At 61.6% G+C, this 22,964-nt stretch carries 26 protein-coding genes and 1 pseudogene; 19 read left to right on the top strand and 8 right to left on the bottom strand.

The genetic code is table 11. The features are described from left to right. Positions 1–195: 195 nt before the first annotated feature. The 3 genes from B1781_RS19380 to B1781_RS19370 all read right to left on the bottom strand — a co-directional run bounded on the left by B1781_RS19380 (position 196) and on the right by B1781_RS19370 (position 2,992). Positions 196–681 carry a GNAT family N-acetyltransferase gene (locus B1781_RS19380; protein ID WP_125932184.1) on the bottom strand — a complete coding sequence of 162 codons (486 nt, stop codon included), beginning with the start codon at positions 679–681 and terminating at the stop codon, positions 196–198. A 62-nt stretch (positions 682–743) separates the two neighbouring features. Beyond that, a complete protein-coding gene (gene gorA / locus B1781_RS19375) occupies positions 744–2,153 on the bottom strand; it encodes a glutathione-disulfide reductase (protein ID WP_078121231.1) in 1,410 nt (469 codons plus the stop codon). Positions 2,154–2,239: 86 nt separating this feature from the next. Further along, on the bottom strand, positions 2,240–2,992 hold the full coding sequence (locus B1781_RS19370; protein ID WP_078121230.1) for a glutathione peroxidase: 753 nt from the start codon (positions 2,990–2,992) through the stop codon (positions 2,240–2,242). A 253-nt stretch (positions 2,993–3,245) separates the two neighbouring features. Here B1781_RS19370 and B1781_RS19365 point away from each other — a divergent pair, with 253 nt between their 5' ends. Further along, a complete protein-coding gene (locus tag B1781_RS19365) occupies positions 3,246–3,755 on the top strand; it encodes an invasion associated locus B family protein (protein WP_078121229.1) in 510 nt (169 codons plus the stop codon). A 27-nt stretch (positions 3,756–3,782) separates the two neighbouring features. On the opposite strand, the gene B1781_RS19360 is transcribed toward B1781_RS19365, so the two are convergent. Continuing rightward, on the bottom strand, positions 3,783–4,196 hold the full coding sequence (locus B1781_RS19360; RefSeq protein WP_078121228.1) for a secondary thiamine-phosphate synthase enzyme YjbQ: 414 nt from the start codon (positions 4,194–4,196) through the stop codon (positions 3,783–3,785). Positions 4,197–4,236: 40 nt separating this feature from the next. Continuing rightward, entirely contained in the window at positions 4,237–4,941 is a 705-nt protein-coding gene (locus B1781_RS19355) for an NYN domain-containing protein (RefSeq protein WP_078121227.1), read from the bottom strand. Between the two features lie 151 nt (positions 4,942–5,092). On the opposite strand from B1781_RS19355, the gene B1781_RS19350 reads away from it, so the two are divergent. The 7 genes from B1781_RS19350 (at position 5,093) to dksA (ending at position 11,733) form a co-directional block, all read left to right on the top strand. Next, complete coding sequence (locus B1781_RS19350; protein WP_078122145.1) at positions 5,093–5,626, top strand: lipocalin family protein; 534 nt, start codon at positions 5,093–5,095, stop codon at positions 5,624–5,626. A gap of 63 nt (positions 5,627–5,689) precedes the next feature. Then, a complete protein-coding gene (gene recG / locus B1781_RS19345) occupies positions 5,690–7,777 on the top strand; it encodes an ATP-dependent DNA helicase RecG (RefSeq protein WP_078121226.1) in 2,088 nt (695 codons plus the stop codon). Between the two features lie 30 nt (positions 7,778–7,807). Then, positions 7,808–8,167, top strand: coding sequence for a hypothetical protein (locus B1781_RS19340; RefSeq protein ID WP_125932183.1), 360 nt, complete (start codon positions 7,808–7,810; stop codon positions 8,165–8,167). A gap of 63 nt (positions 8,168–8,230) precedes the next feature. Beyond that, positions 8,231–8,812, top strand: a complete 582-nt coding sequence (locus tag B1781_RS19335; protein ID WP_164513470.1) for a chorismate--pyruvate lyase family protein — start codon at positions 8,231–8,233, stop codon at positions 8,810–8,812. Then, complete coding sequence (gene ubiA, locus B1781_RS19330; protein ID WP_078121223.1) at positions 8,809–9,711, top strand: 4-hydroxybenzoate octaprenyltransferase; 903 nt, start codon at positions 8,809–8,811, stop codon at positions 9,709–9,711. The genes B1781_RS19335 and ubiA overlap by 4 nt, the downstream gene beginning before the upstream one ends. Next, the gene (locus tag B1781_RS19325; protein WP_078121222.1) at positions 9,708–11,207 is read left to right on the top strand and encodes an alpha/beta hydrolase; all 1,500 of its coding nucleotides are present in this window, start codon (positions 9,708–9,710) and stop codon (positions 11,205–11,207) included. Before ubiA ends, B1781_RS19325 begins: the two co-directional genes overlap by 4 nt. A gap of 106 nt (positions 11,208–11,313) precedes the next feature. Beyond that, positions 11,314–11,733: an RNA polymerase-binding protein DksA gene (gene dksA / locus B1781_RS19320; protein WP_078121221.1), complete on the top strand. Its 420-nt coding sequence runs from the start codon at positions 11,314–11,316 to the stop codon at positions 11,731–11,733. 6 nt (positions 11,734–11,739) lie between these two features. Here dksA and B1781_RS19315 read toward each other — a convergent pair whose 3' ends face one another. Both B1781_RS19315 and B1781_RS23650 read right to left on the bottom strand, forming a co-directional pair. Beyond that, positions 11,740–12,225, bottom strand: a complete 486-nt coding sequence (locus tag B1781_RS19315) for a ComF family protein (RefSeq protein WP_125932182.1) — start codon at positions 12,223–12,225, stop codon at positions 11,740–11,742. A gap of 36 nt (positions 12,226–12,261) precedes the next feature. Beyond that, positions 12,262–12,435: pseudogene (locus tag B1781_RS23650) on the bottom strand (double zinc ribbon domain-containing protein); the annotation flags it as partial. 78 nt (positions 12,436–12,513) lie between these two features. On the opposite strand from B1781_RS23650, the gene B1781_RS19310 reads away from it, so the two are divergent. The 11 genes from B1781_RS19310 to B1781_RS19260 all read left to right on the top strand — a co-directional run bounded on the left by B1781_RS19310 (position 12,514) and on the right by B1781_RS19260 (position 22,646). Next, a complete protein-coding gene (locus B1781_RS19310; RefSeq protein ID WP_078121219.1) occupies positions 12,514–12,927 on the top strand; it encodes a hypothetical protein in 414 nt (137 codons plus the stop codon). Next, the gene (gene bioB, locus B1781_RS19305) at positions 12,924–13,922 is read left to right on the top strand and encodes a biotin synthase BioB (RefSeq protein WP_078121218.1); all 999 of its coding nucleotides are present in this window, start codon (positions 12,924–12,926) and stop codon (positions 13,920–13,922) included. The genes B1781_RS19310 and bioB overlap by 4 nt, the downstream gene beginning before the upstream one ends. Positions 13,923–13,946: 24 nt before the next feature. Next, entirely contained in the window at positions 13,947–15,119 is a 1,173-nt protein-coding gene (gene bioF / locus B1781_RS19300; RefSeq protein WP_408646285.1) for an 8-amino-7-oxononanoate synthase, read from the top strand. Continuing rightward, a complete protein-coding gene (gene bioH / locus B1781_RS19295; RefSeq protein ID WP_078121217.1) occupies positions 15,116–15,883 on the top strand; it encodes a pimeloyl-ACP methyl ester esterase BioH in 768 nt (255 codons plus the stop codon). The genes bioF and bioH overlap by 4 nt, the downstream gene beginning before the upstream one ends. A 3-nt stretch (positions 15,884–15,886) precedes the next feature. Next, positions 15,887–16,756, top strand: a complete 870-nt coding sequence (gene bioC / locus B1781_RS19290) for a malonyl-ACP O-methyltransferase BioC (RefSeq protein WP_078121216.1) — start codon at positions 15,887–15,889, stop codon at positions 16,754–16,756. After that, entirely contained in the window at positions 16,753–17,439 is a 687-nt protein-coding gene (bioD, locus tag B1781_RS19285; protein ID WP_078121215.1) for a dethiobiotin synthase, read from the top strand. The genes bioC and bioD overlap by 4 nt, the downstream gene beginning before the upstream one ends. Before the next feature lie 229 nt (positions 17,440–17,668). After that, complete coding sequence (locus B1781_RS19280; RefSeq protein WP_078121214.1) at positions 17,669–18,169, top strand: DUF2244 domain-containing protein; 501 nt, start codon at positions 17,669–17,671, stop codon at positions 18,167–18,169. A 77-nt stretch (positions 18,170–18,246) separates the two neighbouring features. Further along, positions 18,247–19,383 (top strand): cytochrome c oxidase subunit II, encoded by a 1,137-nt coding sequence (gene coxB / locus B1781_RS19275; protein ID WP_334223791.1) that lies wholly within the window; start codon positions 18,247–18,249, stop codon positions 19,381–19,383. Positions 19,384–19,406: 23 nt separating this feature from the next. Continuing rightward, positions 19,407–20,987: a cytochrome c oxidase subunit I gene (gene ctaD, locus B1781_RS19270; RefSeq protein ID WP_078121213.1), complete on the top strand. Its 1,581-nt coding sequence runs from the start codon at positions 19,407–19,409 to the stop codon at positions 20,985–20,987. A gap of 174 nt (positions 20,988–21,161) precedes the next feature. Further along, the gene (locus B1781_RS19265) at positions 21,162–21,707 is read left to right on the top strand and encodes a cytochrome c oxidase assembly protein (protein ID WP_078121212.1); all 546 of its coding nucleotides are present in this window, start codon (positions 21,162–21,164) and stop codon (positions 21,705–21,707) included. Between the two features lie 75 nt (positions 21,708–21,782). Continuing rightward, positions 21,783–22,646 (top strand): cytochrome c oxidase subunit 3, encoded by an 864-nt coding sequence (locus tag B1781_RS19260; protein WP_078121211.1) that lies wholly within the window; start codon positions 21,783–21,785, stop codon positions 22,644–22,646. Positions 22,647–22,694: 48 nt separating this feature from the next. On the opposite strand, the gene B1781_RS19255 is transcribed toward B1781_RS19260, so the two are convergent. After that, on the bottom strand, positions 22,695–22,934 hold the full coding sequence (locus tag B1781_RS19255; RefSeq protein WP_125932181.1) for a twin transmembrane helix small protein: 240 nt from the start codon (positions 22,932–22,934) through the stop codon (positions 22,695–22,697). Positions 22,935–22,964 lie beyond the last annotated feature (30 nt).

Genomic DNA, 22,964 nt, shown 5'->3' with positions numbered 1-22,964 from the left:
CCACGCAAGCAAACTCAGTGAAGCGGGTTGCTTCGAATCGCAGGCGCGCTGTGGGCGGCCGACAACCTTAGATACTCCGAGCAGCGCGTGATCGGCAAGCTTTTTCTGTCCGCGGTGGGTGGGCTCAGCACCCGCTGAAGCCATCGAGCGCCTGCCGGTGTATCGGCAAAGCCCGGGACGCGGGCCGGTTGTCGTCTACACCGATTTCCACCAGCGGTGGGCGTAGTCGTGTCGCTCATCGACAACCGGGAGCGCGCTGAACCCCAACCGCTCGAAGAATGCTTCAGCATCGCGCTGTGCCTTGACCAGGATGCCCTGAACGCCGGCCTGACGAGCGGCCTGTGCGCAGCATTCCACCAAACGTGAACCGATACCGCAGCGCTGATAGTGCGGCGCGACGTAGAGTCCATGTAACAGCAGCCCCGACTGCTTGGGCACAAGGTCGGCATCGTCAGCCGTTTCCCATGCCGCGACGCCGGCAAGCTTGCGGCTGCCTTGAACAAGCGCCGTCGCAAAGGTCAGGTGATCGACATCGGCCTCGGTATAGCGGTAACTCGGTGCGACCAGGCGTTTGACCCGGTCGGGCAGGTCCCAGGTTGCCACGCACTGCTCGACGACCGGGTTGATCAGGGACAGGTCCGGGGCGTTGTCGATCGACAGGGTGATTGCGCAGTCGCTCATTGTCGGGGGAGTGTCACGTACGGTAGATAACCGGGGCGAACGCATCGCCCCGGTGACTGTCTTCAGCTGGCGTCTTTCCACTCGACACCGCTGTCCACCACGTGATGGGTCTCGGGTTCGGGTTCCGGTGTCTTCATCGTCACCAGTTCCTCGGCGCTGACCGGGTGGATCGCGATCGTGCTGTCGAAGTCTGCCTTGGTGGCGCCCATCTTCACTGCCACGGCGAAGCCCTGCAGCATCTCGTCGACGTTGTCGCCGATCAGGTGGATGCCGACCACCTGCTGGTTCTCGCCGGCGCATACCAGCTTCATTGCGGTCGTCACACCGTGCTCCGACAGCGCGTGGCGCATCGGTGTGAAGTCGGTCTGGTAGATCGTGACCTTGGCGTGGCGCTCGCGCGCCTGTGCTTCGGTCAGGCCGACCGTGCCTACCGGCGGATGCGCAAACACCACGCTCGGGATGTTGTCGTAGTCGACGCGGCTCTCGGCTTCGCCGTTGAACAGTCGTGCTGCCAGGCGACGGCCAGCCGCGATCGCGACCGGCGTCAGCGGCGTGCGGCCGGTGATATCTCCGATGGCATAGATGCCGGGTACGTTCGTGTTCTGGAACTCGTCGGTCGGCACGACCCCGTTGGCGCGGGTTTCGACGCCGGCGACATTCAACGCCAGTTCACGCGTGTTGGGTGCACGGCCAACCGCCCAGATCACACTGTCGAAGCCGTCCAGGCGTTCGCCGTTGCTGGCATCCAGCGCAATGCCGTCATCGGTCCTGGCCAGGCCGGCGACCTGGAAACTCATATGCAGCTCGATGCCTTGCTTGCGCATCTCGGCCATCAGCACGTCGCTGATCATGCCGTCGAAGGTTTCGAGTACCCGCGCCTCCAATGCCACGACCGTGACATCTGATCCGAGTGCGCGCATCACCCCGGCCAGCTCCACGCCGATATAACCGGCGCCGATGATCGCCACCTTGCGCGGTTGCGATTGCAGTTCGAAGAAGCCGTCCGAGGTGATGCCCAGCTCGGCGCCCGGCACAGGCGGAACGATTGGGCGACCACCGGTGGCGATCACGATGTGGTCGGCGCTGTAACGTTGGCCATCGACCTCGACCGTATGGGCATCGACGAAGTGCGCCTTGCCGTTGATGCGCGTAATACCGGTATCGACGACGTAGCCGTCCCAATAGCGATTGATCATGCCGATGTAGTCCTGACGGCCCTTGATCAGCTTCTTCCAGTCGGTCGCGCCACGCTCAGCGGGGATGCCGAAGTGCTTGGCGTCGTCGACGGCATGCGCCAGATTGGCGGCGTACCACATGACTTTCTTGGGCACGCAACCGTTGTTCACGCAGGTACCGCCCATCTTGTGCGATTCGATGACGGCAACGTTTTTGCCGAACTGGGCCGCCTTTTCGGCCACGGCCAGGCCACCACTGCCGCCACCGATGGCGATCAGGTCGAAATGCGTATCCATGTTACTGCTCCAGATGTCTGCCCCGGATTGTCGGGGGTACTGCGGGAGAGAGACCCTCCCGCAGCCGCTTACGTTTCAGCCGGCAATCAGGCGGCGGCTTTATCGCGCTTGCCGAGGTACTCCTCGAGCTTGTCCGAGCCACCGATGTGTTCACCGTTGATGAACACCTGCGGCACCATCGAGGCGCCGGCCACCGCGCGCAGCGTGACTTCGCTGTAGTCCTGGTTCAGCACCAGTTCGTCGTACTGGATGCCGGCATCGCGCAGCATGCCCTTGGCACGCACGCAGAACGGGCAGCCCTCGCGGGTGAACACGGTCACGTCGAGCGGCTTGCTGGCGTTCGGCGCGATGTAGTTCAGCATGGTGTCGGCGTCCGAGACTTCGAAGGGGTCGCCCGGTACGTCCGGCTCGATGAACATCTTTTCGACCACGCCGTCCTTGACCAGCATCGAGTAGCGCCACGAACGCTCACCGAAGCCGAGTTCGTCTTTCGGCACCAGCAGGCCCATGCCGCGGCTGAAGTCGCCGTTGCCGTCCGGCAGGAAAGTGAGGTTCCAGGCCTTCTGCTCGGCGCGCCACTCGTTCATGACGAAGGCGTCGTTGACCGAGATACAGATGATCTCGTCCACGCCCTGCTGCTTGAGTGCCGGCGCGAGCTGGTTGTAGCGCGGCACGTGGGTCGAAGAACAGGTCGGGGTGAAGGCGCCCGGCAGGGCGAATACCACGACGGTCTTGCCTTTGAAGACGTCGTCGGTGCTGACGTCGACCCACTCGTGATCGCGGCGGGTACGGAATACAACGTTAGGTACGGTTTGGCCTTCGCGGTTTTCAAGTTTCATCTCGATACTCCAGAAACGGTGTTCAAATTCAGTGGGTGCAGTATCGGGATTGGACGTGAATTAGTGAAATTGTTTGTTTTCATATGTGCGATAGCACATGACTATCGATCAGGGAGCCCCGGCCGGCTCCGACCGATTTGCGATGTGAATCAACTTATCTTGCTGCCGCGGAACCAAAATGCCTGAGCGCGGTCATTCTCGGCGTAGTCGATAACCGGTAGACTGCGACATCCTCTTTTCAACGACAGGTTCCATGATGCGTAGATTGTTCTCCTCGGTTCTGCTGATTCTGGCGGGCTCACTGCTGGTCTCGCAGATGGCATTGGCGGAAGAAGAAAAAATCCCGACCTACGGGGACTGGGGTTACAAGTGCGACAAGTCGCCCGATGGCAAGCAGGAGCTGTGCTACGTGTTCCAGAACGTCACCAAGAAAGAGGGTGGACAACTGGTACTCGGCGCGCGCGTCGCCTATCGCGACGGCCAGCCCGATCCGCTGCTGGTTGTCACCGTACCCCTCGGCTCGCTGCTGCCGCCCGGCGCTGCGCTGACGATGGAAGGCGTCGAGCCGGTCAAGCTGACCTATTTCATCTGTGCGGCAGAAGGCTGCACGACCATCGCGACGGCCATTCCCACGCCGATGCTGGATGCGATGAAGAAGGGCGAGAAGGCGGTTATCCGTGTGGCCGCACCGAACAAGCAGGTCGTCGGCCTGCCGCTGTCGCTTAGCGGCTTCACCAAGGCCCTGGGCTCGCTGAAGAAATAAGCCGTATTCGGGCCCCGTCGACGGGCCCTAGTCGCGCACCGTCACCACCACCCGCCGTTCGTGCGGGTGGTGGCGGTGTTCATACAGGTAGACGCCCTGCCAAGTCCCGAGCGCACAACGTCCGTTGCTGACCGGGATCGTCATCTCCATTTTCGTCAGGATCGATCGGACATGCGCCGGCATGTCGTCCGGGCCTTCCATGGTGTGGTCGTAGATCGGATCGCCGTCGGGTACCAGCCGGTTGATGAAGCGTTCGAGGTCGCTGCGCACCGTCGGATCGGCGTTTTCACAGATGATCAGCGAGGCGCTGGTGTGTTGCACGAACAGGTGACACAGGCCGGTATCGATGCCGGCGTTGTCGACCACTTTGCGGATCTCGTGGGTGATGTCGTAGGTGCCGCGCCCGCGGGTGCGGTGATGGATGGTCTCTTGGTGAGTCATAAACGGTTTCGTGTTGGTAGTGACGGTGCGCGCCGGCGATCTAGGCTTTGCGTTTCGGGTCGCGCAGCTCAAAGTGCTTGCTCTCGTCGCGCCGGATCTCGAACAGTCCGATGGCCTCGATCAGGTCGCTGAGGCGAGCATAACCGTAGTTGCGTGCGTCGAACGATGCCTGGTTGGAGATGTGGGTGCCGACGCGCGACAGCTTCGCCCAGCCGTCGTCACCCGCAGTGCCTGCGATCGCCTCGCGGACCAGGTTCATCAGCTTCGAATCCTGGCGCAACTCGTTGGTTTTGAGTTTCTTGACGCTCTTTTCCTGCTCGTCGTCCAGGTACAGGAAAGTCGAGCAGGCGTTGACGAAGGCAGCCGGCGTTTTGCGCTCGCCAAAGCCGATCACCGATTTGCCGTCCGACAGGATGCGTGTCACCAGCGGTGTGAAATCGCAGTCCGAAGTGACGAAGCAGAAGGTGTCCACCTGCTTCATGTACAGGACATCCATCGCATCGATCGTCATCGCGATGTCGGTTGCGTTCTTGCCTTTGGTCAGATCGTATTGTTGGATGGGCTGGATGGCGTGCTCCTGCAGCACGGCTTCCCAACCTTTGAGGTTTTTCGAGGTCCAATTGCCGTAGGCGCGCCGGATATTGACCTTGCCGTGGCGCGCCAGTTCGGAGAGCACGAACTGGATCGACTTGGCGGGCGAGTTGTCGGCGTCGATCAGCAGGGCGATGTTGCTTTTGTCGGGCAAGGTGGACTCCGGATCGAATGCGCAATGATTTGCTGCCGCAGCGCGGCGAGATGTTTGCCCTAAGGCTAGCGCATAGCCGACGGCGTGCGAAGAACGGCACCCTTATTTGCAGAGGAATGACAACATGCGAGCGACTTGGTCGGCGAAGCTCATGCGGTATTTGATGGCTTCGGCATGCATGGTGCTATTTGCGGGTTGTACCGGTCTGCCTAAAGGTATCGAACCGGTACAAGGGTTTGAGATCGACCGTTATCTCGGTAAGTGGTACGAGATTGCGCGGCTCGATCACTCGTTCGAACAGGGGCTGTCGCATGTTTCGGCCGAATACAGTCTGCGCGACGACGGCGGCGTGGCCGTGCTCAATCGCGGTTACTCGACCGAAGACAGCGCATGGCAGGAGGCCGACGGCAAGGCCTACTTTGTGCGCAATGCTGACGAAGGCTATCTCAAGGTATCGTTCTTCGGCCCATTCTACGGTGCCTACGTGGTGTTCGAACTCGACAAGCCGGATTACCAGTATGCGTTCATCGCCGGCAATGATCGTTCATATCTGTGGTTGCTGGCGCGTACCCCGCAGGTTGATGAAGCGCTCAAGGCGCACTTTATTGAGCGTGCAAAGGCGCTGGGTTTTGCCGCCGACGAGCTGATTTTCGTCGAGCAAGAGAATCCGCCGCCGGCTGACTGACCAACGGTCGCTGGATGCTGATCGCCGCTTGTTGCCGCCAACGACGTTCCGTATCCTGCCGCGGTGGTCAGTTCCCCGAAAAGCCTCGCTGAAACGCCGGTTACCGCACTCAAGGGTGTCGGACCGAAGAGCGCCGAGCGCCTGCACAAGCTTGGCATCGAGAACGTGCAGGATCTGCTGTTCCATTTGCCGACCCGTTACCAGGACCGCACGCGCATTGTGCCCATCGGCAGCCTGCGGCCGGGCGATCAGGCGGTCATCCAGGGCGAGGTCGAACTGGCCGACATCCGCTACGGGCGCCGTCGCTCGCTGATGGTGAGATTGGCCGATGGCACAGGCCACATCATGCTGCGCTTCTTTCACTTCAGTAATGCGCAGAAAGACAACATGCGCCGTGGCAGTTGGCTGCGTTGCTTTGGCGAGGTGCGCAACGGGCCGCAAAGCTACGAACTGGTCCACCCCGAGGTCGAGCGCGTGGCCGAGGGTGAGCCTGCCGAGGTCGAACAGGCGCTGACCCCGATCTACCCGACCACCGAAGGCATGCATCAACTGACCTGGCGCGACCTGACCGGTCGCGCACTCGATCTGCTCGGCCAGGGCGGCTTGCAAGAGCTGCTGCCGGACAAGGTACTCGCGCAGCACGACATGCCGCCGTTGGCCGATGCTGTGCGTTTGTTGCATCGTCCGCCGCCTGATCAATCGCAGCAGTTACTGTCCGAGGCCGGCCATCCGGCGCAGCGTCGCTTGGCGCTCGAAGAATTGCTTGCGCACCAGCTCAGCCTGCGTGTGTTGCGTCAACGCCAACGGCGCAAAGGTGCGCCGGCACTGCGTGGCGACGGCGGCTTGCAGCAGGCCTTGTTGAACAGCCTGCCGTTCGAGCTGACGGCTGCGCAGCAACGGGTGGCCGATCAGTTGCGCAAAGATCTCGCGCAGCGGCATCCGGCGCAACGCCTGGTGCAAGGCGACGTCGGCTCGGGCAAGACCATTGTTGCTGCACTGGCGGCATTGATGGGCGTCGAGGCCGGGTATCAGGTGGCCCTGATGGCGCCGACCGAACTGCTGGCGGAACAACACCTGCGCAACTTCAGCAACTGGCTGGCGCCGTTGGGCGTCGAGGTCGGTTGGCTCAGCGGACGGCACAAAGGCAAACGGCGCGAGGCCACGCTGGCCGCCTTGCGCGACGGCTCGATCCAGGTCGCCGTCGGCACACACGCGCTGTTCCAGGACGACGTGGCGTTCGACCGGCTGGGGCTGGTCGTGGTCGACGAGCAACATCGCTTCGGCGTGCATCAACGTCTCGCGCTGCGCGAGAAGGGCGGTGGCAACCAGGTGCCACATCAATTGGTTATGACCGCAACGCCGATTCCGCGCACGCTGGCGATGACTGCCTATGCCGACCTGGACCTGTCGGTCATCGATGAACTGCCGCCGGGGCGCACGCCGGTCAGCACCGTGGTCGTCGCCGACGCACGCCGCGACCAGGTTGTCGAGCGGGTGGCGCTGGCCTGCCGCGATGGGCGTCAGGCTTACTGGGTATGCACGTTGATCGAAGAGTCCGAGGCATTGCAATGCCAGGCCGCCGAGGATACGGCAGCGGCGCTCACCGAGGCCCTCGAAGGCCTGCGGGTAGGGCTGGTTCATGGCCGTTTGAAGGCGGCCGACAAGGAGGCTGTCATGGCGTCTTTCAAGGCCGGTGATATCGATTTGCTGGTCGCGACCACGGTGATCGAGGTCGGTGTCGATGTGCCGAGCGCCAGCCTGATGGTGATCGAGAATGCCGAGCGCCTGGGGCTGTCGCAGCTGCACCAGCTACGCGGGCGGGTCGGCAGGGGAGCGCAACAGAGTCATTGCGTATTGATGTACCACCCGCCGCTGGGTCAGGTCGCACAGGAGCGATTGGCGGTGATGCGCGAGACCAACGACGGTTTCGAGATCGCCCGTCGCGACCTGGAGATCCGTGGACCGGGCGAGGTGCTCGGCACCCGCCAGACCGGCGAGATGCAGTTTCGCATCGCCGACCTGTTGCGCGATCAGGAACTGGTGCCGGGGGTGCAGGCGCTGGCCGATCAGTTGCTCGTCGAGCATCCTGAATCGGTCGCGCCGTTGATGCATCGTTGGATCGGCCACAAGGTGCAGTATGCCGACGTGTAGTCGTCACGCAGTTGGTGAGGAGGGCAGGCCTTGAGAGTGCTGCGCCGCCTCGCGATCCTGCTGGTTCTCTTTATGGTGCCGGTGTACCTCGTGTCGCTGGCCGAAACGCTGGAGACACCGCAACAATGGCGCGACATCGCGGTCGGCGACAGCCACGCGCAGGTGCGCGCCAAGTTGCGTGCCAGCGGTCTGCACGACGCGCAGTGTGACTGGGTGCCGGCATTGCAGTCGGTGCGTTGCACATTGCTCGGTCGGCATCACGCCGGCGGCGTCGCCGTGCGCTTTGACGGGCGCACCCAGACCTCGCGTGTGACCGAGGTGAAGGTCCACGAACCGATCTTCACCGGCCCGTTCCATCTGCATGTCCGCCTGCGTCGCTGGTTTCAATAAAGCCGGTCCGTTCGCCCCTCTCGGCGTGCGATAATCGCCGCGATGTCGAAGATCAGCAGCATAATGTTTCAACGTCGTAAGCGGCGCCCGACGGGCCTGCGCGAAGCCCCATGGTGTGAGCTCGACCTGCGTCGCCTGCCCGGCAGCTCGCCGCAGATGCAGGCCTGGCTGAGCGACCGTGGGTCATTGACCCGTTCGGTGATCGCCAGTTGTCGCGGCAAGTTCCGCATCGACCTGCTGGCGCAACAGCGCGGCGAGGCCTTGCCGAGCGAGGCCGCCATGCTGGGCAGTGAGCGCACCGCGGCCACGCTGATCCGCGAGGTGCACCTGTGCTGCGGTCGTGACGCCTATGTCTACGCCCGCACCTTGATGCCGTTGAGCAGCCTGCGCGGCCCGGTGCATGCGCTGACCCAGTTGGGTCGTCGGCCGCTGGGCGAGGTGCTGTTCTCCAACCCGACGACCCGCCGCTTGCGAGTCGAGGTCGCCTGCATCACCCCACGTCACCGACTGTTCGCGCGCGCCACCGATCATCTTGCGCGCAAGCCGGAGGCCTTGTGGGGTCGACGAACGCTGTTCGAATATGGTGGCGAACGCATTCTGGTAAACGAGATTTTTCTACCCGGCCTGCCGGAGTTGCGCGCGTGAGTGCGACCCCGCACACGGCCGACGCCGTCGACTGGCGCACCCGCTTGCGGCACTACTGGGTGCTGGTGCGCGCCGATCGGCCGATCGGTATCTACCTGTTGCTGTGGCCCGCCATGTGGGCGCTGTGGGTCGCGGCCGGCGGCATTCCACCCTGGTGGATCCTGCTGGTGTTCGTGTCGGGCACCGCGCTGATGCGCTCTGCCGGATGCGCGATCAATGATTTTGCGGACCGCGACTTCGACGGCCTCGTCGAGCGTACCGCGCAACGGCCGTTGGCGACCGGCGCAGTATCGCCGCGCGAGGCACTGGCGGTGTTTGCCGTGCTCAGCCTGATCGCCTTCGCGCTGGTGCTGACGCTCAACAGCAAGACGATTGCGCACTCGTTTGTTGCAGTGGGCCTGGCGGCGCTTTACCCCTTCACCAAGCGGGTGACCAACATGCCGCAGCTGGTGCTGGGCACGGCATTCGGCTGGGCGGTGCCGATGGCCTTCACCGCGCTGCAGAACCAGATACCGCCGGTTGCCTGGGTGATGTTCAGCGCAACCGTGATCTGGGCGCTGATCTACGACACCATGTACGCGATGGTCGATCGTGACGACGATCTGAAGATCGGCGTGAAATCGACCGCGATCCTGTTTGGCCGATTCGACCGCCTGATCATCGGTGTGCTGCAGATCGTCATGTTGGCGCTGTTGTGGCAGGTTGGCAGCATGGCCGAACGTGGTCTGCCGTACAGCATTGGCTTGGGCGCAGCAGCGGCGTTGTTCCTGTACCAGCAGTGGCTGATTCGCGAGCGCGCCCGCGCCGCTTGCTTCAAGGCCTTCCTCAACAACCACTATGTGGGCCTGTTGGTGTTTGCCGGCCTGTTAGTCGACTACCTGTTGAACCCGGCTTTATGAGTGTATTGCGCTGGTTGGTCATACCGATCGGGTTGCTGCTGCTCCTAGCCTGGGCCTGGATCGCCCTGCACGCGCCGCCGGATCCGCATCGGTTGGAAAACGGCGCCAGCATCGAGTGGGTGGATTGTTGGTTCGAGACGCCCTGGTGGCGCCCGGTGCACTGTGGGCGCTTCCACACCGCGTTCGAACAGGGTGCGCAGCCGCAGCAGTTTTCGCTTCCTGTGGTGTACATCCCGCAATGGTTCTGGCTGCGTGGCGGCCCGCCGGTACAGTACATCGCGGGCGGGCCGGGCGGCTCGGCCTGGCTGCAACCGGACGAAGCGCCGTTCTGGCTGGAATGGGCCAAGTCGAACCGCTGGAACGGTGACCTGGTGCTCTACGATCAACGCGGTGTCGGCCTGTCGAACCCGGCGCTGGATTGTCCGGAGCTGCATGAACTGCGTCGCGAGATGTTGCCGGTGCCGGTGTCGAACGAAGAGGCCTACCCACTGATCCGCGAGGCGACGCGCGCCTGTCACGATCGCCTGCAGGCCGAGGGTTGGGATCTCCGCCGCTTTACCACTCGCCACAACGCCGACGACGCCATCGACCTGATGCGTACGATGGGCCTGGAGCAATGGAACGTGTACGGCGTGTCGTACGGCACGCGCGTGGCGTTGGAGATGATGCGCATGGCGCCCGAGTCGTTGCGCGCGGTCATCCTCGATTCGCCTTACCCGCCGCACGTCAATCCCGAGCTGGCCGATGCCTGGCTGCTGCAACGCGTATTCGAACTGTTCAGCCGAATCTGCGGCCTGGCGGATCAATGTGCCGACTCGCCCGAGGCGTTGACGCAGGTGCTCGAGGCGGCGTTCGAGCGGGTGCAGCGCGAACCCGTCAAGTTGAGTGTGCGCGATCCGCTGTTCGGCGGCGATCTTGCCGTCGTCTACACCGATGACGACCTGCCTTGGCTGTTGTTCGAGGCGTTTTATCAATGGGATCTGATCCCGCGGCTGCCGGATAGCATGCGCGAGTTGGCCGAGGGTGAACTCGACAGCAACCTGCGCGACCTGATCCAGACGAGCATCGAGACCTTCCTCGATTTCGCGCTCAGCGATCCGGTGGCCACGTCCGTCGATTGCCACGACACCGCCGAGGTGACCGCCGCCGAGGCCGAACGCGAACTGCGGCGTTTCCCGCGGGCGGCGCCGTACAAAAAGCTCGATTGGGAATTCCATGCCTGCCGATTCTGGGAGTCGGGGCGGGCGCCGGCCGACTTCTTCGAACCGGTGCGTAGCGCGGTGCCGACCCTGGTGCTGGCCGGCGAGTTTGATCCCGTGACCCCGCCGGAATGGGCGGAAAGTACCGATAAATATCTGGAAAACAGCGAGTTATTTATCTTTCCGGGTATCGGGCACGGGGTACTGGACAGCCATGTCTGTGCGGCCGAGCTGTCTCGGGTGTTTCTCGCCGATCCGCAGAATCCGGCGCCTCCCCAGTGTCTCAGTGGGATCTGAATTCCTGGCCGTGATCGACGCTTTTGCATGCCTTGGGGTTGATTATGGCGGCTGGGTAGGCTAAAAACCCGCGGCCTTAATCATCAATCTTCGGAGTCAGACGAGCATGACGGTGGAACTTCCGGCCGATTACGAGCCGAGCCCGGATGAGGAGTACATGAACCCGATGCAGCTGGAATATTTCCGGCGGCAATTGATTCGCTGGCGCGAGGAGCTGATGACTGAAGCCCAGGAAACGCTCGACAACCTGCGCGACAAGTCGTACCAGGAAGTCGGCGACGAGGCGGACCGCGCCAGCCGCGAAAGCGAGCATGGCCTGGAACTGCGGACCCGCGACCGTTACCGCAAGCTGCAGCGCAAGATCGAGCAGGCGCTCGAGCGTATCGACGATGGCAGCTACGGCTACTGCGAAGATACGGGTGAGCCGATTGGCGTCATGCGTTTGAAGGCGCGCCCGATTGCCACCTTGACGATCGATGCGCAGGAACGCCGTGAGATGAAAGAGCGGGTGCTGGCCGACCGCTGATACGGCCTAACCGTCACGCGGGGTCCGGGCGACCGTCCAGACCTCGACGTGAGCGACCCCGGCGCGCTTCAGACTGTGCGCCGCCTCTTCGGCCGTTGCGCCGGTTGTCATCACATCGTCGATGACCGCCACCCGCGGTGGCAGATCTCCAACACACAGAAACATCCCGCGCGCATTGCGCCGCCGGTTCAGGCGCGACAGCTTGCGTTGTTGTCCGGCCGACCCGCTACGCACCAGGTGGCGCGACGACCATGGGATGTGCAGGTGTCGAGACAATCCACGTGCGATCTCCGCGGCCTGGTTGAATCCGCGTTCGCGCAGTCGCGCGCTGCCGGCCGGGATCGGTAGCAGCAGATCGGGCGGATCTACCGCGGTGTCGATAGCGCCGGCCAGCAGGCCGGTCAGGCTGCGTCCCAGCGCAAGACGGTGGTGATACTTGAAGCCGGCTACCAGGTCGTCAACCGGCGGGGCATAGCGTAGCGGGGCAATCACGTGATCGAACGCCGGTGGATGCGTTTGGCAGTCGGCACATAGGCTTAACCGCGGCGCGCTTGGCGGCAGTGGCAGGGCGCACTGGCGGCACGCATGGTCGTTGTATGGCATGGCGGCGATGCAGCGCGGGCAGATCAGGTCGCCGGGTTGGCGGCACAGCACGCAACTGCTGCCGAATAATTGAGCAATAATTGGCCAGTTGTTAACCATAGAAATCCATTTCGGTTGACAGCGGGCCGTCCGATCCGAATTATGGCGGCTCGATTTTGCCCACGGGACCGGATTGTAATGGAAGTCGCCCCATCAGATGCTGTACGCACGGTCAGCGGACGCTCCTCGCGCTTCGCCGCCATGCAGATGGATATAGGCAACCTTGTCAGCATGTTGCTGCCGCCACTGCCGCTGCTGTGGTTCGGTGGGTCGATGCTGATCTATGCATTGCACCGGCATCACCCGAATCCGCGGGTGGGGCATTTCACGCAGAACGCCGCCTACCGGTTCTACGGCGTGATGGGAGCGATTATCCCTATCGGCACCTTCTTCCCGGGGCGCGGCATAGAGTCCTGGCTGATCGCCTGGGGCGCCGGTTTGGCGATCATCGTGCCCTGGTCGCTGTGGTCGATTGCCCGCATCCGGCGCGAGCAATGGGATGACCTTATTGTTGATGCCGAAGATCACACTATTGAGGAGCACACTTCATGAGCGCCGCCGAGCTCCGCCATGATTGGTCGCTGGACGAAATCCGCGCCCTGTTTGCCTTGCCGTTCAACGATCTGCTGTTTCGCGCTCAGAGCGTGCACCGTCAATATTTCGATCCCAACCAGGTGCAGGTCAGCACCCTGTTGTCGATCAAGACCGGCGCTTGCGCCGAGGACTGTGCCTACTGTTCGCAGAGCGCCAAATACGACACCGGGCTGGAGCGCGAGAAGCTGCTGCCGCTCGACGAGGTGATTGCCGCCGCACAGACTGCGAAAGACAAGGGCTCGACCCGTTTCTGTATGGGTGCCGCGTGGCGCAACCCAACCGACAAGAATCTCGACAAGGTGATCGACATGATCACCGCGGTACGTGGCCTGGGCATGGAGACCTGTGTCACCCTGGGGATGCTGACCGGCACCCAGGCGCAGCGTCTGCGCGAGGCCGGCCTGGATTACTACAACCACAACCTCGACACCTCGCCCGAGTTCTACGGCAACGTCATCACCACGCGCACCTTCCAGGATCGCCTCGATACCCTCAAGCATGTGCGCGAAGCAGGCATCAACGTGTGTTCCGGCGGCATCCTCGGCATGGGCGAGAACGGCACCGACCGCGCGCGCATGTTGCAGGAGCTGTCCAATCTCGAGCAGCATCCGGAATCGGTGCCGATCAACATGCTGGTGCAGATCGAAGGTACGCCGCTGTACGGCAGCGATACGATCGACTCGCTGGAGTTTGTGCGCAGCATCGCGGTTGCGCGCATCCTGATGCCCAAGAGCTATGTGCGTCTGTCGGCCGGACGCACCGACATGAGCGACGAGACTCAGGCGCTGTGCTTCCTGGCCGGAGCCAACTCGATCTTCTACGGTGAGCGCCTGTTGACGACGGATAATCCCGACGCCGATCACGACCAACAGTTGTTCGATCGCCTCGGTATCAACCGGCAGGAGGTCGAACTGGCCGCCGATCAGCAGGTTTGCTGCGGCGCCGGTACCTGATCCAAGTCGAGGCCGGTTCACGGCATGGACGAATCATCGATGCAGTCGTTGCAGGCTGCGCTGGAACAACGTCGACGCGAGGGCCTGTACCGGCAACGCCGGGTGACCGACGGTGCACAGGGGCCGGAACTGGTCGTCGACGGCCGGCGCATGCTCAGCTTCTGTTCCAACGACTATCTTGGTCTGGCTGCCGACCCGCGTCTGGGCGAGGCAGTGAATCGCGGTGTGGCGCGCTACGGCGTCGGCAGCGGCGCGGCGCACCTGATCAGCGGCCATAGCGCTGCGCATCATGCCCTCGAAGAAGAACTTGCCGAGTTCACCGGACGCGAACGTGCGCTGTTGTTCTCGACCGGCTACATGGCCAATCTCGGGGTGCTCAGCGCGCTGCTGGGTCGTAGCGACACCGTTTTGGAAGATCGCCTCAACCACGCCTCGCTGATCGATGGCGGCATCCTGTCACGCGCACGCTTCAAGCGTTATGCGCATGCCGACACCGACGCACTGGCGGGTTTGCTGCGCGAGGGTGAAGCACGTTGCCTGGTGGCGACCGACGGCGTGTTCAGCATGGACGGCGACATTGCGCCGCTGGCTGGTCTGGCAGAGCAGTGCTCGGCCCACAACGCCTGGCTGATGGTCGACGATGCGCACGGTATCGGGGTTGTCGGCCCGCAAGGCAGAGGCAGTATTGTGGCTGCGGAACTCGGTGAATCGGATGTGCCGATCCTGATGGGCACGCTGGGCAAGGCGCTGGGCACGGCCGGTGCATTCGTCGCCGGGCCTGAGGTGCTGATCGAAACGCTGATCCAGCAGGCGCGACCCTATATCTACACCACCGCCATGCCGGCAGCGATCGCCGAGGCAACGCGTGCCAGCCTGCGCATCGTGCTCGACGAGGAATGGCGGCGTGAGCGTCTGCAGGGTCTGATCGTCCGTTTCCGTCGCGGCGCTGCGCGTATCGGGCTCGAGTTGATGGATTCGGAAACACCGATCCAGCCGATTCTGCTCGGTTCTGCGCAGCGCGCGCTGCAATGGAGCGATCGGCTTTACCGCGAAGGTATCCTGGTAACGGCGATTCGCCCGCCGACCGTGCCCGATGGTGCCGCGCGCCTGCGCGTGACCCTGTCGGCGTCGCACACGGTATCGCAGGTCGAGACCTTGCTGAGCGTACTCGAAGAGACGGCGGCTGAGCTGGCATGAGCCTGTATTGCCAGAAGACAGGGCAGGGCGCGCCGCTGGTGTTGCTGCATGGTTGGGGGATGAACGCGGCCGTGTGGGAGCCGATCCTGCCGACACTCGCTGAGCACTTCGAGGTCAACGTGATCGAGTTGCCGGGACACGGCGCCAGCCCGCCGGCGCCCGCTGCCGAGCTACGCGATTGGGCGCAGCTGTGCCTGGATGCCGCGCCCCGGCGTGCCCAGTGGATCGGTTGGTCGTTGGGTGGCCAGGTGGCGTTGCAGGCGGCGCTGATGGCCCCGGCAAGGGTGGGTCGGCTTTCGCTGGTGGGCACAACGCCGCGCTTCGTGCAAAGCGTCGATTGGCCGTGTGCGATGCCGACATCGACCTTCGAGCAGTTTGCCAGGGCGCTGGATGACGACGCCAACGCAACCCTGATGCGTTTTTTGAGTTTGCAGGTGAAAGGTGCGGAGCATGCACGTGAGACGTTGAAGCAGCTGCGCGATGAGGTCGCGCAGCGACCGCCGGCGAGCGCCGAAGGGCTGAGCCAGGGTTTGGAGCTGCTGTTGCGCACTGACCTGCGTGGCGAACTGGCGGAGCTCGCGTGTCCCACCCATTGGTGGTTCGGTGCGCGTGACACGCTGGTGCCTTCGACGATTACGGAATGCCTGGGTGACTGGTTACCGGCGAGCCGGATCGATGTGATCGACGGCGCCGGCCACGCACCGTTTCTATCGCATCCGCAGGAGAGTTTGGATTTGTTGTTGGATTTTCTACCGGTGAGTTGATCGATGGGCGACGTTGAAGAGCAACCACTGGACAAGCGCAAAGCACGCCTGAGTTTCGGGCGGGCCGCGCAGCACTACGATGAGGCGGCCGTGCTGCAGCATGAGATCGGCAGACGCATGCTCGAGCGGCTCGATTTCGTCCGCCATCAACCCGGCGTGATACTCGATATCGGCTGCGGCACCGGGGTGGCCACCGAGGCGCTGATGAAGCGTTATCCAAAGGCCCAGGTGTTTGCGCTCGATTTCGCGATGCCGATGCTGGCGCGCACCCGCAAGCGTGGACGCTGGCTGCGCCGGCCGCGTTGCCTGTGTGCCGATCTCGATCACCTGCCGCTGGCGGATCAGAGCGTCGACCTGGTATTCGCCAACGCGGCACTGCAGTGGAGCACCCGGCCGGCACAGGCGTTTGCCGATATCAGCCGGGTACTGAAACCGGGAGGGCTGCTGATGTTCAGCAGTTTCGGTCCGGATACGCTCAAGGAACTGCGCGCGGCCTGGTCGGAAGTCGACGGTCGGCCTCATGTGCATAACTTCATCGATATGCACGACTATGGCGATACGCTGATGGCAGCGGGCCTGGCCGACCCGGTCATGGATGTGGAACGTATGACGCTGACCTACACTGATGCCATGCGTTTGATGCGCGAAGTCAAAATCATCGGTGCCGGCAACGCGGACGTGAGTCGTTCGCGCGGCCTGCTCAGCCGGCAACGCCTGGTTGAGGTATGTGCCGCCTATGAACAGTTCCGCGATGCCGACGGCAGACTGCCGTTGACCTACGAGGTGGTTCACGGTCATGCGTGGGGCGCGGTACAGCGCAAGGTGGATGGCGAAACGCGTGTTTCGGTCGATGTGCTGAGAGCCGGCCGGTGAAACAGGGTGTCTTCATCACAGGAACCGATACCGACTGCGGAAAGACCGTCGTCTCGGTGGCATTGATCCGGGCCTTGCGCAAACAAGGCATCACCGCTGCGGGCTTCAAGCCGGTTGCCGCGGGAGCCCGTTGGCACGACGGAGAATTGCGTAATGACGATTCCATGGCGCTGATCGAGGCCTGCGGGTTCGACCTGCCGTATCAACAGGTGAACCCCTATTGCTTCGAGCAGCCGATCGCACCGCACCTGGCGGCACGCGAAACCGATCAGCCGATCAACATGGAAACCATCCGCCGTGCATTCACCGCGGTCAATGCAGCGGCCGACATCGTGGTGGTCGAGGGGGCGGGCGGTTGGCGTGTGCCCTTGGGCGCGAACTGGGACATGCAGTCGCTGGCGCAGTCACTGGGGCTGCCGGTGGTGCTGGTGGTCGGTCTGCGGCTTGGTTGTCTGAATCACGCGCAGCTCAGCGAACAGGTCATTCTGGACAGCGGCGTCGAACTGTTGGGTTGGATCGGCTCGCACGTCGACCCGAACATGGAGCGCTTGAACGAGAACATCGCATCGCTCGAGGCCTGTCTGCAGACGCCATGTCTCGGCGTGATCCCGAACCCGCGCAGCAACCAAGAGATCAGCCCGGCGCGACCGTTGAATCTTGGTTTATTAATAAACGCTAAATAGATTTAACCCTACAAAAATATAGACATTTAACCCGCCTCATCCGTCTCTCCTAAAGATTAATAAATTCGAATATTAGAGAGACGCCGCGCCATAAGTAGATTTTTAACTGATCTGTATCAAATTTGCTTGGATCGCGTTATGGTGCGCGATAATCTCCGGATCGAAAACTAATCAGGCGTAGCCGAACGTTTACGAACAGCTCGGCGCGGGTCACTTAAGGACCAAGCCGATGGTGACATCCAATAAACCGCCCGATAGCGATGAGCTGCGGGTGGTGATCCGGCCCAATCGTTCGTTGAGTTGGCGGCAATCGATGGTTTTTCTGGGCGCGATCTCGGTGCCCCTACTGTTGATATCCGTAGTACTCGCCGCACAGGGCTTTTGGTTGATCCTGCCGTTCGCCGGAGTTGAGTTGGCAGCCTTGTTCGCATGCATCTACCTCGTGTCGCATGCGTCATGTCGCTGCGAGGTGGTCTCGATCGGAGAATCGGTAGTCACCGTAGAAAAGGGCAGAGAGCGACGGCCGTGTTCGTCGCGTCAGGGGCCGGAAGAAAGGGTAGAGTTCGCGCGCGGCTGGGTCCGGGTCGAACTCTCCAAAGCAGCGGATCACTGGTATCCGCGCCGCCTCTGGATCGCCGCTTCGGGCAAGCGGGTTGAAATCGGCGAATTTTTAATCGAAGAAGAAAAAGCCGAACTCGCGACCGAATTGCGACGCATGTTATCCGTGTGAATAGGTGCGCATCGCGCGTTGCAGCGGTGGGCTACAAGAGATAACGACTAAGAGTTGGGGGGAGATGAGCTGTGAGAATGATGCGTAGGCTGGCGGCTGTTTCAGCGGCATACCTCGGAGGGGCATTCGCTGCAGCGCATGCCGATTACGCACTCAACATGCGTGAGGGGGTAACGCAAACCAGTCAGAGTGTGTACGACCTGCACATGATAATTTTCTGGGTGTGTTGTGCGATCGGTGTCGTCGTGTTCGGCGCGATGATCTATTCGATTATCAACCACCGCAAGTCCAAGGGCGCGGTTGCCGCCCAGTTCCACGAAAGCACGACGATGGAGATTCTGTGGACGGTCGTACCGATCGTTATCCTCGTCAGCATGGCCATCCCGGCCACGACCACCTTGTTGGCGATGGAGGATTCCAGCGATGCCGACATGTCGATCAAAGTCACCGGCATCCAGTGGAAATGGAAGTACGACTATGTCGACGGTGATGCTGCGGGCGTATCGTTCGTCAGTTCGTTGCATCCGGACCACAACGAAGCTCGCATGCTTGGTTCCGGCGCCGATCTCAGCCAGTTCGGTGACACCTATCTGCGCGATGTCGACAACCCCTTGGTTATCCCCACGGGCAAGAAGGTGCGTTTCCTGCTCACGGCGGCCGACGTTATCCATTCCTGGTGGGTTCCTGACCTGGGCTGGAAGAAAGATGCAATCCCGGGATTCATCAACGAGGCCTGGACCAAGGTCGATGAGCCGGGAATCTACCGCGGTAAATGCGCGGAACTCTGTGGCAAGGACCACGGCTTCATGCCGATCGTGGTTGTTGCAAAGTCTCCCGAAGACTACGCAATCTGGGTTGCGGAGCAGAAAGGCGCAGCAGAGGCGGCCGCCGCTTCGGCTGATCGCGAATGGACCAAAGAAGAACTGATGGCCAAGGGTGAGCAGGTCTATACGACCAACTGCGCCGCCTGTCATCAGCCGAATGGCCAGGGCGTGCCGCCTGCTTTCCCGGCATTGGCCGGTAGTGCAATCGCAACCGGTGATGCTGCGGCGCACCTCGATATCGTGATGAACGGCAAGACTGGAACTGCCATGGCTGCCTACCGCGAAGTGCTCAACGACGCCGATATGGCGGCGGTAATCACCTATGAGCGCAACGCTTTCGGCAACAGCGCGAGTGTCGTTCAACCCGCTGCAGTCAAGGCAGCCCGCTAAGAATTACATTGGGAGAGTCTACGATGAGTACCGCTACAGCAACTCACGACGATCATCACGATCACGGGCCGGCCAAGGGCCTGATGCGTTGGGTTACGACGACCAACCACAAGGATATCGGCACGCTCTACCTGCTGTTCGCCCTGCTGATGTTTTTCATCGGCGGCGCGATGGCCATGGTGATCCGTGCGGAACTGTTCCAGCCGGGTATGCAGGTTGTTGATCCGCAGTTCTTCAACTCGATGACCACCGTGCACGCGCTGGTCATGATCTTCGGCGCGGTTATGCCGGCCTTCACCGGCCTGGCCAACTGGCTGATCCCGATGATGATCGGTGCGCCGGACATGGCGCTGCCGCGTATGAACAACTTCTCGTTCTGGATCCTGCCGTTCGCGTTTTCGCTGCTGCTGTCGACCTTCTTCATGGCTGGTGGCGGCCCGGCGGCCGGTTGGACCATCTACCCGCCGTTGTCATTGCAGATGGGTGATGGCTTTCCGTTCATGATCTTCGCCATCCACTTGGCGGGTATCTCGTCGATCATGGGTTCGATCAACGTCGTGGTGACCATCCTCAACATGCGCGCACCTGGCATGACCCTGATGAAGATGCCGCTGTTCGTGTGGACCTGGCTGATCACAGCCTATCTGCTGATCGCGACCATGCCGGTACTGGCGGGCGCGGTCACCATGTTGCTGACCGACAAGTTCGCCGGCACCAGCTTCTTCAGTGCGGCCGGCGGCGGTGACCCGGTCATGTACCAGCACATCTTCTGGTTCTTCGGTCACCCCGAGGTGTACATCCTGATTTTGCCGGCATTCGGCATCATCTCGGCGATCGTGCCGACCTTCGCCCGCAAGCCGCTGTTCGGCTACAGTTCGATGGTCTACGCTACCGCGTCGATTGCCTTCCTGTCGTTTATCGTTTGGGCGCACCACATGTTCACGGTGGGTATGCCGGTGGTCGGTGAATTGTTCTTCATGTACGCCACCATGATGATCGCCGTGCCGACCGGGGTGAAGGTGTTCAACTGGGTGTCGACCATGTGGAAGGGGGCGATGACCTTCGAGACACCGATGTTGTTCGCCATCGGTTTCATCATCATGTTTACGATCGGTGGTTTCTCGGGCCTGATGCTGGCGATCGCGCCGGCCGACTTCCAGTACCACGATACCTACTTCGTCGTCGCGCACTTCCACTACGTGCTGGTGACGGGCGCCGTGTACTCGATCATGGCTGCTGCCTACTACTGGCTGCCGAAGTGGACCGGCAATATGTACGACGAGAAGCTCGGCAAGATGCATTTCTGGATCTCGACGATCTCGGTCAACGTGTTGTTCTTCCCGCAGCATTTCCTCGGGCTGGCCGGCATGCCGCGTCGTATTCCGGACTACTCCGTCCAGTTTACCGACTGGAACGTCATCTCTTCGATCGGTGGCTTCGTGTTCGGCCTGTCGCAGTTGATGTTTGCCTACCTTGTGATCAAAACCATCCGTGGTGGCGAAAAAGCCACCGACCAGGTTTGGGAAGGTGCGCATGGTCTGGAGTGGACCTTGCCGTCACCGCCGCCGTATCACAGCTTCACTGACGCTCCGCAGGTCAAGTGATGATCGCGAGATCTCTGCGCACAGGCGCAGAGATCTCAAGCAGTAGGTTCGCTATGCAACAAACTGACGACAAGTCGAAATCGAACATTCGCCTGGCATTGATTCTCGGCGCCATCGCCCTGGGTTTCTTCGTGATGGGTATGTATCTGTCCATGGGCAAAGCAGACTGACCAGATGACCGGGCAGCAGACACGTAACAACCGTTCGTTCGCACGCGTCGCCATCGTAGCCGTCGCGATGTTCGGTTTCGGTTACCTGTTGGTGCCGCTATACGATGTGTTCTGTGAGATCACCGGCCTGAACGGCAAGACCGGCAGGATCGACGAGGCCGCTGTGGTAGAGCGGTACACGCCCGATCTGTCGCGCACGATCAAAGTGCAGTTTGTTGCAAACAACAATATGGGCATGCCGTGGAAGTTCGCCCCGGTCGTCAAAACCATGCAAGTGCATCCCGGCCAGATCTATGCGACGGCGTTTACCGCGAGCAATCCGACCGGGCACAAGATGGTGGGGCAGGCCGTGCCAAGCGTCGCGCCGACCAAGGCGAGTCGCTATTTCAATAAGACCGAATGCTTCTGTTTCAATCAGCAGCCGCTCGCTGCCGGTGAAACCAAGGATATGCCGCTGCGGTTTATCGTCGATCCGAACATTCCGAAAGATGTGCATACGCTGACGCTTTCTTACACGGTGTTCGACGTCACGCAGGTTGCAATGAATTGATGCTCGAAGGGCTGTTTGTTCGGGCCGCAGTAAAAAGATCGGTAACTGAACGAATTACACAAACGAGGGGGAGACATGGCACACGCAAGTAGTGACCATTATTACGTGCCACACGGCAGTCACTGGCCAATCGTTGCGAGTGTCGCGCTCACGGTCGGTGTGATCGGGGCGGCGAACTGGTTCAACGGCAACGCGTCGGGGCAGATGACTTTGTTTGTCGGCCTGGCCATGGTCGTGTTCATGATGTTCGGCTGGTTCGGCACCGTGATTCGCGAAAGCCTCAAAGGTGCCTATAACGAGCAGGTCGACCGTTCGTTCCGTCAGGGCATGATGTGGTTCATCTTCTCCGAGGTAATGTTCTTTGCCGCATTCTTCGGCGCACTGTTCTATGCGCGTGTGCTGTCGGTGCCGTGGCTGCTCGGTGGCGATTTCTCCACGCATGAATACCTGTGGACCGGGTTCGGCGAATCCTGGCCGACCAACGGCCCCGGCAATGTCGGCGGTGAATTCGAAACGATGGGTGCGTGGGGTATCCCCGCGATCAACACCCTGTTGCTGTTGACTTCAGGTGTGACCATCACGCTGTCGCACTGGGCATTGAAGGCCAATGACAAGAGCAAAACCGTACTCTGGTTGGCGGCTACCGTTCTGCTTGGTGTGGTGTTCCTGGGTTTTCAGGCCTATGAGTACGTACACGCTTACCAAGCACTGAACCTGACGCTGGGTTCAGGCATTTACGGTTCGACGTTCTTCATGTTGACGGGTTTCCATGGTATGCACGTCACGATCGGTACCATTATGCTGATCGTTATTACCATCCGTGCGGCCAAGGGACACTTCTCGCCGGATAACCATTTCGCCTTCGAAGGCGTGGCTTGGTATTGGCACTTCGTCGACGTGGTCTGGTTGGGCCTATTTATATTTGTTTACGTGTTGTAAACGGTGTGCAGAGGAACCGGGTTGTCCGGTTCCTCGATAACCCGTTGTTCATTGTTGAGGGGCAGATGACGCTGCCGGGTTGGGTAAAACACCATGCGGCTCGATCACATCGAGACCGATCAACAACATCAAAAAGGCGAAAAGACCAACGGACAGGCCGATGCGGAGGGTGAGTGCACGCAAGGTGCGGCGGGAATCGCCTTTATCGTTGACCAGATAGTAAAGGCCGGAACCGAGACTGGCGATGATGCCGATAAATGCGAGCACGATGATGATCTTGATCCACACGATGTCTTCCCCTCTTTATGCCGCGGCAGT

Origin of the sequence: Thiosocius teredinicola (genome assembly GCF_002009425.1) — a bacterium.
Classification (GTDB): Bacteria; Pseudomonadota; Gammaproteobacteria; order Chromatiales; family Chromatiaceae; genus Thiosocius; species Thiosocius teredinicola.
Note: the sequence above shows the minus strand (reverse complement) of the source record. Positions and strands in the feature narration are given on the sequence as shown.